11 protein-coding genes are annotated in these 12,662 nt (G+C 40.0%); 8 read left to right on the forward strand and 3 right to left on the reverse strand.

Going from position 1 to position 12,662, the window contains the following annotated elements:
* The first annotated feature begins 68 nt into the window (after positions 1–68).
* Positions 69–755, forward strand: coding sequence for an SIMPL domain-containing protein (locus ACOFKR_RS13885; RefSeq protein ID WP_419801403.1), 687 nt, complete (start codon positions 69–71; stop codon positions 753–755).
* Positions 756–828: 73 nt separating this feature from the next.
* On the opposite strand, the gene ACOFKR_RS13890 is transcribed toward ACOFKR_RS13885, so the two are convergent.
* Positions 829–1,005 (reverse strand): hypothetical protein, encoded by a 177-nt coding sequence (locus tag ACOFKR_RS13890; protein WP_419801404.1) that lies wholly within the window; start codon positions 1,003–1,005, stop codon positions 829–831.
* Positions 1,006–1,041: 36 nt separating this feature from the next.
* Between ACOFKR_RS13890 and ACOFKR_RS13895 the strand changes: the two genes are divergently transcribed.
* The gene (locus tag ACOFKR_RS13895) at positions 1,042–1,875 is read left to right on the forward strand and encodes a uracil-DNA glycosylase family protein (protein ID WP_419801405.1); all 834 of its coding nucleotides are present in this window, start codon (positions 1,042–1,044) and stop codon (positions 1,873–1,875) included.
* Between the two features lie 104 nt (positions 1,876–1,979).
* Here ACOFKR_RS13895 and serS read toward each other — a convergent pair whose 3' ends face one another.
* Positions 1,980–3,251, reverse strand: a complete 1,272-nt coding sequence (serS, locus tag ACOFKR_RS13900) for a serine--tRNA ligase (protein ID WP_419801406.1) — start codon at positions 3,249–3,251, stop codon at positions 1,980–1,982.
* Between the two features lie 126 nt (positions 3,252–3,377).
* Here serS and rsmI point away from each other — a divergent pair, with 126 nt between their 5' ends.
* The 3 genes from rsmI to ACOFKR_RS13915 all read left to right on the forward strand — a co-directional run bounded on the left by rsmI (position 3,378) and on the right by ACOFKR_RS13915 (position 8,944).
* Positions 3,378–4,049, forward strand: coding sequence for a 16S rRNA (cytidine(1402)-2'-O)-methyltransferase (gene rsmI, locus ACOFKR_RS13905; protein WP_419801407.1), 672 nt, complete (start codon positions 3,378–3,380; stop codon positions 4,047–4,049).
* A gap of 62 nt (positions 4,050–4,111) precedes the next feature.
* The gene (gene lnt, locus ACOFKR_RS13910) at positions 4,112–5,734 is read left to right on the forward strand and encodes an apolipoprotein N-acyltransferase (RefSeq protein ID WP_419801408.1); all 1,623 of its coding nucleotides are present in this window, start codon (positions 4,112–4,114) and stop codon (positions 5,732–5,734) included.
* A 111-nt stretch (positions 5,735–5,845) separates the two neighbouring features.
* Positions 5,846–8,944: a T9SS type A sorting domain-containing protein gene (locus tag ACOFKR_RS13915; RefSeq protein ID WP_419801409.1), complete on the forward strand. Its 3,099-nt coding sequence runs from the start codon at positions 5,846–5,848 to the stop codon at positions 8,942–8,944.
* A 177-nt stretch (positions 8,945–9,121) separates the two neighbouring features.
* Here the strand turns inward: ACOFKR_RS13915 and ACOFKR_RS13920 are convergent, their stop codons facing one another.
* Positions 9,122–9,412, reverse strand: a complete 291-nt coding sequence (locus ACOFKR_RS13920) for a hypothetical protein (protein WP_419801410.1) — start codon at positions 9,410–9,412, stop codon at positions 9,122–9,124.
* Between the two features lie 195 nt (positions 9,413–9,607).
* Between ACOFKR_RS13920 and ACOFKR_RS13925 the strand changes: the two genes are divergently transcribed.
* From ACOFKR_RS13925 to ACOFKR_RS13935, 3 genes are read left to right on the forward strand one after another with little or no spacing between them, the layout of a single operon-like run.
* Positions 9,608–10,195 (forward strand): hypothetical protein, encoded by a 588-nt coding sequence (locus ACOFKR_RS13925; RefSeq protein ID WP_419801411.1) that lies wholly within the window; start codon positions 9,608–9,610, stop codon positions 10,193–10,195.
* The gene (locus ACOFKR_RS13930; protein ID WP_419801412.1) at positions 10,143–10,781 is read left to right on the forward strand and encodes a hypothetical protein; all 639 of its coding nucleotides are present in this window, start codon (positions 10,143–10,145) and stop codon (positions 10,779–10,781) included. Before ACOFKR_RS13925 ends, ACOFKR_RS13930 begins: the two co-directional genes overlap by 53 nt.
* A gap of 17 nt (positions 10,782–10,798) precedes the next feature.
* The gene (locus ACOFKR_RS13935) at positions 10,799–12,592 is read left to right on the forward strand and encodes a response regulator (protein ID WP_419801413.1); all 1,794 of its coding nucleotides are present in this window, start codon (positions 10,799–10,801) and stop codon (positions 12,590–12,592) included.
* Positions 12,593–12,662: the final 70 nt, after the last annotated feature.

Consider the following 12,662-nt stretch of genomic DNA (forward strand, 5'->3'; position numbering starts at 1 on the left):
GCTGCCAAACAGAAGTATCAACGCGACAAATCCATAAAACGCTCGTCTATCAAATCAAACCCAAAAACATGAAAAAGCTTTTGACTTTTGTACTGATTTCCTTTTTTGCTGCCACAACTTTTGCGCAAAGTGTTGATCTCCGCCGGAAAATAACCGTTACTGGAAACGCCGAAACCGAGGTAACGCCGGATATTATTTACTTCAGCATTTCGCTGAAAGAATACCTGAACGGTAAAAGCAAAATAAGTATTTCTACGTTGGAAAACCAGCTGGAAAAAGCCGTATCTGCGGCCGGGATTGCCAAAGCGGATTTTACGATCAACAATTTATCTTCTTACAATTACGTTCCGGAGAAAAAGAAAAACGCCGATTTCCTGGCTTCCAAACAATATCGCTTAAAGCTGCACGACCTCAGCAAAATCAATAAAATTTTGGATGCGGTAGATGATAAAGGCATCCAATCTACCGGAATTGACGGCTATGATTATTCTGGAATAGAAGCTTTAAAAAGCGAACTGAAATTAAAGGCATTAAAAGCAGCACAAACTAAAGCGGCTTTTTTATTAAGCGGGATTGGCGAAAAATTAGGCAATGCAATCGATATTCAGGAAATCAACAATGAACCGATGCAGCAACCGGTTTTCCGAAGTATGATGATGAAAACTGCTTCTTCTGATGCTGTAGAATCTGATATTGATTTTAAAAAGATTAAATTGAATTATCATATCCAGGCGGTTTTTGAGATTTTGAAGTAAAGGAAGAAAGCTCCTTTCAATTTATATTTTGGGTAGTAAAAGAAGCATTTGAATTTACTGGTCCTTATAAATTTTAAATAGCTAAATTCAGCTCAGTCAGAAACGCTTTTGCATCTACCATTTTAAGTTTTCCGGCTTTTAATAGATATCCTTGTTTATAAGCACTTATTAAATGCTTTTCTTCCTGACTTAGTTTTTGTCTTTGGTTTTTATTAGGTTTTTCAACCACCTTTTTTACTTTTATGCTCACTTGTTTTATGTTTAAAAGTTAATTAAAAAATAATTTATGGAAATCACTTTTTGCAATAATTCAGAAATTAAAGAAGCGATAGTTGCATTAATTAATAAAGAGATAACACCAGGATTACAAGAAACCGTAATTGAAAACTTCTACAAAGATTGGAAAGAAAAATTTGAAACAGATACTGTTGACTTTAAATTTTCCAACAAAGTTATAGCTACAGACTTTTTTCTTCCAGATATCAAAAGTTTGGTTGGAGTAGATTATCCAACATGGTTTAATATAAATTCTTCCAATACAAAAAGAATAATGATTTTGGGAATAGACCCACTAAGAAATAAGAATGCCTTTAATAGTGAAGGAGCTGGCATAAATACTGAGGCAATTATAGGTACTCCTTATGCTTTACATCGAAAATCAATGAGAGAAGGTAAAGACGGAAAGGACAAATCTTATTGGGAATTTATTAAATCAATGCTAAATAAAAACTATGGGATTTATTTAACAGATATTTTTAAAATTTATTTTATGATTGAAAATAAAAGAAGTTATGACCATAAAATTTTTATTAAGAATGAGCAAAAACATCTTAAACAAATCCTTGATAAAGAAATTGAAATAATAAAGCCAGATTTAATTATTGTATTAGGGAATAAACCATTAGGCTTTCTTTGCGAACAAAAAATTAAATTGACAGATAAGATTTCTACAAATCTTGAATATAATAACACTCCCATTTTACCTATGGTTCATCTTTCAGGTTTAGCTAGTGGAGGGAGAAAAACGTTTATCAATAATAATCTAAGTGTTAATGATAGTAAAAATGATGTTAATTCTTATTTAAACATAGTTGATAATTTTATATCAGGTAGTAATTAAGTCGCATAAATTTAAATAATAGGGAAAAAGTGAGCTTGTAAACAACCAATTGGAGTTAATGTAATATACCTAATCATGCTTCTTTTAACCCTATAAATTCAGCATCAATCAATAAACGCAAACCTCGTATAAGGCACTAAAACTTCCGGGATTTTAATACCGTTTTCCGTCTGGTTATTTTCTAAAAGCGTAGCTACAATACGCGGCAAAGCCAGTGCACTTCCATTTAAAGTATGCGCCAACTGGTTTTTACCTTCGCTGTTGCGGAAACGCAATTTTAAACGGTTGCTTTGAAAAGTTTCAAAGTTAGAAACCGAAGAAACTTCCAGCCAGCGTTGCTGCGCCGCGCTCCAGGTTTCCATATCGTAAGTTAAAGCTGCGGTAAAACCCATATCGCCGCCGCACAAACGCAAAACGCGGTAAGGCAATTCTAACTTTTGAAGTAAAGATTGCACGTGCAAACTCATCTGTTCTAAAATTTCATAAGATTTTTCGGGGTGAGCAACCTGCACAATTTCCACTTTATCAAACTGGTGCAAACGGTTTAAGCCGCGGACATGTGCGCCATAAGAACCAGCTTCCCGACGGAAACAAGGCGTATAACCACAGTTTTTAACCGGTAATTCTTCTTCTTTTAAAATCACATCGCGGTACAAATTGGTCATCGGCACTTCTGCAGTCGGAATTAAGAATAATTTATCTTCTCCCACAAAATACATTTGCCCTTCTTTATCAGGCAATTGTCCGGTCCCAAAACCGGAAGCTTCGTTTACCAGCAAAGGCAACATGCGCTCATCGTAACCGGCTTTTTCGGCTTCGTCCAAAAAGAAAGCAATCAGCGCACGTTGCAGTTTCGCCCCTTTTCCTTTATAAACCGGGAAACCTGCACCGGTAATTTTCACCCCAAGTTCAAAATCAATCAAATTATATTTGGCGGCGAGTTCCCAATGCGGCAAAGCATTTTCTGGCAGATTTGGTTTTTCGCCGTGTTCCAAAACCACTTCATTTTCTTCGGCAGTGCTTCCTTTTGGTACGGATTGATGCGGTAAATTAGGCAGTAAAAAAAGCTTTTGTTGCTGTTCGTTTTCCAGCGCAGCCAATTGTAAACTGTATGTGCTAGTATTTCCTTTAAAGCTTCCTAATCCTATTTTAGCTTCTTCAGCTTCTTGCACCCTACCTTCTTTTATTAGATTACCAATTTGTTTTGAAATAGAGTTCAATACTGATAAATTAGTATCTAAAGCAAGTTGAACTGATCGGCGTTGCTCATCTAAACCTAAAATCTCATCAACCAATTCCGGCTGTTTAAAATTTCGCACGGCCAAACGTTCCAAAACCTTTTCCCTGTTTTCGCGGATATAACTAACTTGCAGCATTATTTTAATTTTTGGCAAAGATAGGTTTTCGGCTGTGAGTTTTGCGTTGCAGGTCGCCAGTTTTTAGTCGATAAAAACAGCATCAAACTTTAAACTGATAACTTACAACTCACCACTCAAAACTGAATGAACGGCAAACTTTACCTCGTACCCACGCCAATTGGCAATCTCGAAGACATGACTTTCCGTGCCATCCGCATCTTAAAAGAAGTTGATTTGATCCTGGCAGAAGACACACGCACATCAGCGCCAATGTTAAAACATTTTGGCATTACCGGAAAAGTTTTTTCGCACCATCAGCACAACGAGCATCAATCTACCCAGGAAATTATGAAGTTTTTGGCCGAAGGAAAACAGGTTGCTTTAATTTCTGATGCCGGAACACCTGCCATTTCTGATCCTGGTTTTTACTTAGTCCGCGAAGCTTTAAAAAATGGTTTTCCGGTTGAATGTTTGCCTGGCGCAACGGCTTTTGTTCCGGCTTTGGTCAACTCCGGTTTGCCAAACGACCGTTTTATTTTTGAAGGTTTTTTACCGGTAAAAAAAGGTCGGCAAACGCGCTATTTAAATTTGAAGGAAGAAGAGCGGACAATGATTTTTTATGAATCGCCGCACCGTTTATTGAAAACTCTGGATGAAATGATTACACATTTTGGTGCGGAAAGACTGGCTTCCGTTTCGCGGGAACTGACTAAATTGTTTGAAGAAACCGTTCGCGGTACGCTAACCGAAGTAAAAACTTACTACGAAACGCATCCGGTAAAAGGCGAATTTGTGATTGTGGTTGATGGAAAATAGTTAAAGGTTTATAGTTCATAGTAATTTGCAAAGTCTTCGCACCTCGTTCCTCGCTCTAAAAAATGAAAAACAAACTCCTCCTCGCCATACTTTCCGGTTTATTAATGTGGATTGCCTGGCCGCCAACACCTTACACCACGTTTTTATTATTTATTGGCTTGGTGCCGATGCTTCTTTTACTGGAGGAAATTATGCAATCCAACTCCAACCGAAAAGGCTTTTTGATTTTCTGGTTGAGCTTTTTAGGCTTTTTCATTTGGAACACACTTTCTGTTTACTGGGTTTATAATTCCATCAAAACTATTGGTGCGTTGGTGGCTGTTCCGATTACCCTGATTCCGTATTCGCTCGGCCCCTTGTTAATGTCTTCCGCTTGCTGGCTGTATTATCGTTTGCGGAAAGTTGCTCCTTTAGGCTGGAGTTTAGCTGGTTTAGTTTGCTTCTGGATCGGATACGAATATTTGCACCAAAGCTGGGATTTGGCTTTCCCCTGGATGACTTTGGGAAACGGTTTTGCCATAAGTCATAGCTGGATCCAATGGTACGAATACACGGGCGTTTATGGCGGAACGATCTGGATATGGCTGGTCAACATTTTGATTTTCCTGATCTATCTCAACCTGAAAAAACAAGGGCAAAAGAAGCATCGGCAGCGTTTGGTGGCTGCTACGGTTCTGGCAATTTTGCTGCCTTTAAGTTTTTCTTTGTTTCGATATTATCTGTATCAAGAGCAGGAAGATCCGTCCAACATCGTTGTCGTGCAACCCAATATTGATCCTTATAAAAAAGTAGGAACGATATCAACTTCAGATCAAATCAATACTTTAATCACACTTTCTAAAAAAGTTGCGCAGCCGAATACCGAATTTTTCATCTGGCCGGAAACTGCAATTTTTGATGAAAAAGGCGTTGATGAAGACCAGATCAGAAGCAGCAATTATTATTTGCAGGTGCAACGCTTCCTTTATCCATATAAAAATGCAAACGTGTTGACCGGGATAGAATCTTATAAATATTACAGTCATGACCCCACGCCTTCATCCGAGCAAATACCTGGTTATAATGTGTTTATAGACCGCTTTGATGCAGCCGTAAATATTGAAAACTCGGCTAAAGTTCAATTTTACCATAAATCAAAATTAGTTCCGGGCGTAGAACAAATGCCTTTTGGTTCGGCTTTATCGTTTTTGAAACCTGTTTTTGCGCATTTGGGCGGCAGCACGGGCAGTTACGGCAAGCAGGACGAACCAACAGTTTTTTATTCGCAAAGCGGGATTGGTGCCGCGCCGGTTATTTGTTATGAATCCATTTATGGCGAATATGTAGGAAAATACGTGCTAAAAGGGGCACAGTTTATTGCTGTTATCACCAATGATGGCTGGTGGGAAAATACTTCCGGCAAAGACCAGCATTTGGATTATGCCAAGTTAAGGGCGATAGAAACACGGCGTTGGGTTTGTCAATCGGGCAATACCGGCATTTCTGCTTTTATCAATCAGCGCGGCGATGTGGTACAACACACCAAATGGTGGGTTCCGGCGGCCATCAAACAGGATATTAATCTTAACAGCGAAATAACTTTTTATGTCAAACACGGCGATTATCTGGCAAAAATAGCAAGCATTATTGCTTTATTAATTATTATTTTCTTATTAATTAAAAATATATTATTAAAAGCACGATAATAGTGTATCTTTATTTCGGAAATTAAACCTGTTCCGAAGTAAAAATTGCTGCCTGATTCTTTAAAAAACACTTCTTACTTTTCGTTTTGCAGAAAAATATTTTTCTGTGCGATGCTTCTTTTATGCCCTATTTTTTATGCTGATGCGGCAACCGTTACTTCAACCGCAACCGGCGGTAATTGGAACGATGCTTCAACGTGGACAAGTGGTATAATACCCAAATCAACAGATGATGTGGTAATTGCAGCAAATGCAACAGTTACGATGGATGCTGCTAACACTTCATCCGGTATTTTAAGTTTAACAATTTCATCGGGAGGCATTCTGCAAACCGGGGCTTTAGCCGGAAATATCCGCTTTTATATCAAGGGAAACATTATTAATAACGGAATAATTAACTTTTGGTTAAATAGTGTACAAGGATCAGGATTAACTTTAACCGGAAACAGCACCTGGTCTGGCAGCGGGACATGGAACTTAGCACAGATTTTTATCGGGAATTTTGCGTTAGAATTTGGGGCAGATATTTCCGTTACGGTCAACAGAAGCATTACAGTTGGTTCCGGTTCATTAAATTTAACCAATAAAAGAAGCAATTATACCTTTGTATTATCCGGGCCTGAAAACATTACGCTGGCCAGTGCGAACGCAGTGATGTTTTACGGTAATCTTGTTGTTGATAAAAGCAACAGTTCGTATGGGATTTTCTCCATAACTGGCACAATATCAGCTTATAACACGATCAACGTATTGGGGAATATCGCTATAAACTACGGAAATGATTTGCGTGTTGCCAACTATAATTTGCTGGATATCAAGAACAATCTCTCCGGAAGCGGGAAAATCACCGGCGGAAACAGCAGCGATATACAAATCAGCGGTACGGGAAATGCGGTTTTATTCAATTCCGGTGGTTCGGGTTTTAGAAACTTTACGCTGAGCAGGGCAAATGGTGCCACTATTGATAGTACCATTGCGATCAACCAAAATTTATCAATTCAAAACCAGGCTAAATTATACATGCCTGCCGGAAAATCATCAGTTGGTGGAAATCAAACGTTTACTGTTAGTGGAAATATAACAGGCGATGGTTATCTGGCACAGCAAAATGGAACAAATGCATACGTTTTAACAGATTTGACCTTAACCGGAACTGCGGTTGCCAATCTCCGTTTTTCGCAACTGACAGGCGAAAACATCATACATAATTTGGTGATAAATAAAACTTCCGGTGCTGTAAACTTGCTGGATGGTGGATTATTGCAGGTAAAAAATACTTTAACGTTAACCAACGGAACCTTTAATATTGGCAGTGGAACTTTGAAACTAACCGGTTCTATTTCTATGAATGCGAATGGAAATTTAACCGGTTCTACAGCATCAAATCTGATTATCGGGAACGATGTGAGCAGCAACAGTGCTACCATTTACTTCAACCAAACGGATGCGCCAAGCCGTTCACTCAAAAGTTATACGCAAACCCGAAACGGAACTATTACTTTAGGCAATCCTTTAGAAGTAAATAATTTGGTTGATTTGAACGGCGGTACTGCTACCAATATTCTCAATTCGGCCAGTAATTTAACTTTGATTTCTAACGAAGCAGGAACGGCACGCGTTAATAATTTAGGGCTTTCTTCCATTGCAGATTCTGTTTTTGTACAGCGGTTTATTAAGGGCAGCGATATTTCCCGGCGCAGTTACCGTCTGCTTTCCTCGCCGGTTTATCAAGTGCCAAATGCTAACCCGGGTTTGCGCCGATATTATTTTAGCCGGTTGCAAGATCAAATACTGATAACCGGGGCAGGAGGAGCAGCAAACGGTTTTGATACATCGCCTGCAAACGGGCCAACAATCTGGAAATACAACGAAACCGCGGCCACAAACGCTTTGCAGGATTTTGTGCCTATCAGCGGCATCAGTAAAAATCATTCGGTTGCCACACAGGATTTTTTAACCTCAGGAAACGGTTTTCTTCTGTTTTTTCGGGGAGACCGTTTTAACAACACCAGCAACAAAACATCTCCACCTTTTTCCGTTCCGGAAGATGTTACCATTACCTATAAAGGCTTATTAAACCAGGGGAACATTATGGTAACTGCCCCTTTTGGTGCCGTAAACGGTTTTTTATCGTTTACCAATAAAGCAGAAGCAAACGACGGTTTTAACCAGGCTGGCAACCCTTACCCTTCGGCAATTGATTGGGAACTGTCTGGCGGAAGCGGTTCGGCAATCGCTTTAACCAATATCAATCCAACAATTTATATCCTCAACCCGGTTACAAAGAATTACGGCACTTATACCAAAGGCGGCGTCTCTACCGGTTTGGCCACGCGTTATATTGCTTCAGGGCAGGGTTTTTTTGTGAAAGCAAATGCGGCAAACCCAACGCTCAGTTTTACCGAAGCGGCCAAAGCTTCGGAAACTTCTAACCCGTCGGTTTTAGGTGGAAAAATGGTTTCAAACATTGATTTTTTAAGGCTGAGCCTGCAAAAAGACACATCAGACCAGGATGATATTCTGATCACTTTTAAGCAAGGCCATAGCGAGGATTTTATTGCGGGAGAAGATGTTGAAGATCTGGCCGGACAAAATGCAGCGGCATCTTTATCTTCCATCAGCAAAAAAGAAAAAACGAAACTGGCGGTAAATGCTTTGCCGGCAGCAGCAAATGTGGCAACTGTTCCGCTTTTTGTGGATGCGGCAGCGGACGGCAATTATAGTTTAAAGTTAGCGGATTGTTCAGCCAATTTTAAAACCCAGACCGTTTACCTGAAAGATAATTTTACAGGGGATTCTGTTGACCTGGGCCGGCAGTTGATTTATGCTTTTTTTATCCGAAAAAATACTGCGGCCACTTTCGGAAGCGATCGGTTTGTGCTATACTTTAAGCAGCAAACGATTGCAGTCAACAATAATAATCAAAACCTGATTAACCGGCCCAAAACAGATTCGGCCGTTGTTTCTGTTGTACTTTTTCCCAATCCGGCTTCGGCAGAAATCAATATTTTGGTTGATAAAAACAGTATGCCGAATATCAAACTGACCATTTACAGCAGCAAAGGCCAAAAAGTATTTTCTGCCGTTTACCAAAACCAGTTTGCCTTTAAACATAATATTTCTGGTTTGCCGCCTGGTGTTTACGTAGCCGAGTTGCTGGATTTAGCAAACAGCAGCCGAAACCGAAAAATAAAATTCATCAAAAATTAACAAACTGTTTAAATTTTACATGCTTCTTTTATCACCTAAAATTTGGTGGTTTTTATGGATTTTTATATTGCAACAAGTTTAAGAACAAAATTTACTGGCATAAAAGAAGCATGTAAAACTTGTCAAAGTATTTCCAAACACGTTGTAATACATGCTGCCTTTTACATTTTTTAAAAACTATTTACTTTTTTTAGGCGATAAAAGAAGCACCTGTTTTGATACCGGATCAAAAGTGGCATTCCGGGCAATCACATCCCCACGGTAAAGCCGCCCCTGAGAAAAATACTCAACATAATGGCCATGCTTTAAATCCTGCGCTTTATAGTAAAACCCTTTGCGGCCTTTATTGTAATCCAATATTAAAAAGCTGTTTTTCTGCACTTTAACTATATCTCCGGGGTTAAAAATGTAATTTTTCTCTGTTTTACAAGCTGCAAAAAGCATCAAAACGAGTAAGTATTTTTTCATGGTATTTAACTTTTTACTGATAGAAATACCATTATCGTACCTGCTGAAAACAAGCGCATGATTGCCATAGCCGCACAAACCCGGTTAAAATTTAAAGTACCGGCGTGTTTGGAATTACCAACAACTTATCTGTTGCGTAAACCGTAAACGGTGCGTTTGGCAAAGCATCTGCTGGGGCAGATAGTTGTAAATACGATGAGTAAATTTCATTCAAAAAGTGTAAATATTTTTATGACCCTCGATCAGCAGGTGATCGATGGTTATTTTAACAAACACGACCCGGCACCGATTTATAAGCGGCAACTTAGCCATCAGTTTGAGCAATATATTTTAGAAACGGTAGCCGTAGCCAAGCGGTACGACGTGGTTTTTTACAAGTTTAAATGTACCGCCGAAGCAGATAAACAATATGCAGAACCGCTGATGTATGCTATCCACCGGCATTTTTCGGACAAAAAAGCAGAACGTTTGAAAGATTTTAGCCGCTTTAAACAGCGTAACTGGATTTTGCTGGCCGTTGGCGTTGCGGTCACGGTTTTATGCCAGGGGTTTTTGCCTTTACTAAATGAACACCAAAGCCTGCCTTCCGGCTTGACCAACAGCCTGGATATTTTTGCCTGGGTACTGCTTTGGCACCCGATTGATGAACTTATTTTCCATTGGAACCCGCATTTAAAGGATATTTTACTGCTTGATAAATTAGGTACAGCAGAATCAATTATCATCGAACATGAAAAAAAGACTGCTGTTGGCAACAACGATCCTATGCGGGCTGTGGCATAATCTGCCGGCGCAATCCCGTGCTGGCGTAGAGCAGTATTATTACATGGGCAACTACCAAACTTTTGCTTTTGTGCCGGTTGTTTATTATCAATCTGCCAAAAAATGGTATGCCGAAGGTCGCTTTAATTACGAAGCATTAAATACCATGGCCTTGTACGGCGGCAAAACTTTTGATAAAACAGGCGTAATATCTTACACAGCCAGTCCGCTTTTGGGTATTGTTTTAGGTGAGATGAACGGCGGTTCTGTTGGCTTAAATTTAGAGGCAGATTACCACAGGCTTAGCTTTAATACGCAATCCCAATACACGTTTTCGGCACAGCAGCGCACTAATAATTTTGTTTACAGCTGGTCTGATCTTACTTATCGGGTTTCCGGAAGATTTGCTGCGGGGGCATCCCTTCAGCAAACAAAATTATACCACGTAAACGGCGCATTTGATACCGGAATTTTGCTAAAACCTGCATATAAAAGCTGGGCGTTTCCGCTGTATCTCTTCAGGCCGGAAAGCAAAGAGCGGTATTTTGTACTGGGGATTAATTATGAATGGGAAAATAACCATGCTAAAAACAGTATCGATCATTAACAATAATTAGTAAAGAAATGAATACACTTTACCTTTTGGCATCCGCAGAAAACCTGCTGATGATTCAGTTTTGGCTAACCTGGTGGTTTTATCTGCTGGTTTTAATGCTTGCATTAATTGGCGGATATATTTTTTATACCATCAAAATAAACATGGTTTTGCATGAAGTGGCAGATTTGGAACGGCAGCTCCTGGAACGGACGGAACTGCTGTCCTACTCCAAATTAACGGCACAAAAAGCACAGGAAGATGCAGCACTGGCCAACCGCAACAAAAGCACCCTGATCACAAAAATCAGCCACGATATCCGCACACCCATGAACACCATTATGGGCATGGCATCTTTGCTGAACGAAACCACTTTGAACACCGAACAACAGGAATACAGCAGCACTATTTTTTCTTCGGGAGAAAACTTACTGGCCATTATCAACGGGATTTTGATGGATGACCTTTTGGAGTATTCTAAAATGGAATCCGGCCGCGAATTAGAAAGCAAGGATTTTGATTTACGGAACAATATTGAAGAAGTATTTGATGTGTTTTCTGTAAAAGCCGCGCAGCAGCACATCGAATTACTGTATTATATTGAGCCGGATGTACCAGTGCAGTTGATTGGCGATGCCATGCGCCTGCGCCAGATACTGATGAATTTAGTAGAAAACGCACTGAGTTTTAAAGCCAAAGGCGAGATTTATATTGTGGTTGGTTTAGTAAGCAAACCTGATGACCATCGTGTAAAATTAGGCTTTGAAGTGCGGGACACCAGTGCCGGCCTGGCCCCGGAAATACTGATCCCGTTAGCTGCCGATTTGCAATCCGAAACAGAAAATAATACAACGGCAATAGGCAAAACCTTAAACATCTGCAAAAAACTGGTGCGTTTATTTAACGGTTCGCTTAGTGTAACGAGCGAAAAAGGCAAAGGCAATATTTTTAAATTTACGATGATAACCAGTTATGGCAAGCAAAATTCGCGTGCAAACACGCAAACAGAAATGGCCAAACACATCGGTAAAAAAATACTGGTGGCAGATAATAACGCAACCTTGGCCAGCTCTTTTCAGTTTTTTTTAGAGAAATGGAAGTTTACGCCATTTGTGTTTGGTTCTGGCAGGCAGGCGTTGGAAGCACAGGCCAATGCAGGCCGGTTTGATTTGGCTATAGTTGATATGATGATGCCCGAAATGAACGGTATCGAACTTGCCAAAGCATTGAAACAGATGCAGCCGGATTTGCCCGTGATCCTGATGAACAAGCCTGGTAATGATACTTATAAAGAACAGGCAGGATTATTCAGTGCCGTTGTTGACAAGCCTTTAAAGCACCATATTATATCTGGCCATATTTTAAGTTTGTTGGGCCACAACGGAAACGCCGGGGCAGATCAAACTTCTAAGCAAAAACTTTCGGTTGATTTTGCCAAATCTTACCCTTTAAATATTTTAATTGCCGAAGATGACAAGATGAACCAGAAGCTGGTGACCAAGGTTTTAAATAAATTAGGTTATGAGCCGCAAGTTGCCGAAAACGGGAAAGATGTGCTGGAAATTGTAAGCAACAAAACCTACGATTTGATTTTGATGGATGTGCAGATGCCGGAAATGGACGGCCTGGAAGCTACCCGGATGATCCGGCTGTGTTTAACCGAGCAGCCAGTTATCATTGCCATGACGGCCAATACTTTGCAAGGCGACCGGGAAGAATGCCTGAAAGCCGGTATGGACGATTATATTGGTAAACCCGTGCGGTTGGATGGTTTGGTAAACATCATCGAAAAATGGGCTTTGCAATCTCAGCAAAAGCAATAACGCCGATGCTGTTTTTATCACCCTAAATTTAGGCCGATAAAAACAGCATTGCCATGTCGGCCGGCAAATC

The sequence above is a fragment of the Mucilaginibacter sp. genome, from assembly GCF_965201005.1.
Lineage (GTDB): Bacteria > Bacteroidota > Bacteroidia > Sphingobacteriales > Sphingobacteriaceae > Mucilaginibacter_A.

Bases quoted from the DNA above. Each gene is read 5' to 3' on its own strand.
- ACOFKR_RS13885 (WP_419801403.1), top strand. From the start codon at position 69: ATGAAAAAGCTTTTGACTTTTGTACTGATTTCCTTTTTTGCTGCCACA.
- ACOFKR_RS13895 (WP_419801405.1), top strand. From the start codon at position 1,042: ATGGAAATCACTTTTTGCAATAATTCAGAAATTAAAGAAGCGATAGTT.
- serS (WP_419801406.1), bottom strand. From the start codon at position 3,251: ATGCTGCAAGTTAGTTATATCCGCGAAAACAGGGAAAAGGTTTTGGAA.
- rsmI (WP_419801407.1), top strand. From the start codon at position 3,378: ATGAACGGCAAACTTTACCTCGTACCCACGCCAATTGGCAATCTCGAA.
- lnt (WP_419801408.1), top strand. From the start codon at position 4,112: ATGAAAAACAAACTCCTCCTCGCCATACTTTCCGGTTTATTAATGTGG.
- ACOFKR_RS13915 (WP_419801409.1), top strand. From the start codon at position 5,846: ATGCTTCTTTTATGCCCTATTTTTTATGCTGATGCGGCAACCGTTACT.
- ACOFKR_RS13920 (WP_419801410.1), bottom strand. From the start codon at position 9,412: ATGAAAAAATACTTACTCGTTTTGATGCTTTTTGCAGCTTGTAAAACA.
- ACOFKR_RS13925 (WP_419801411.1), top strand. From the start codon at position 9,608: ATGAGTAAATTTCATTCAAAAAGTGTAAATATTTTTATGACCCTCGAT.
- ACOFKR_RS13930 (WP_419801412.1), top strand. From the start codon at position 10,143: ATGAAAAAAAGACTGCTGTTGGCAACAACGATCCTATGCGGGCTGTGG.
- ACOFKR_RS13935 (WP_419801413.1), top strand. From the start codon at position 10,799: ATGAATACACTTTACCTTTTGGCATCCGCAGAAAACCTGCTGATGATT.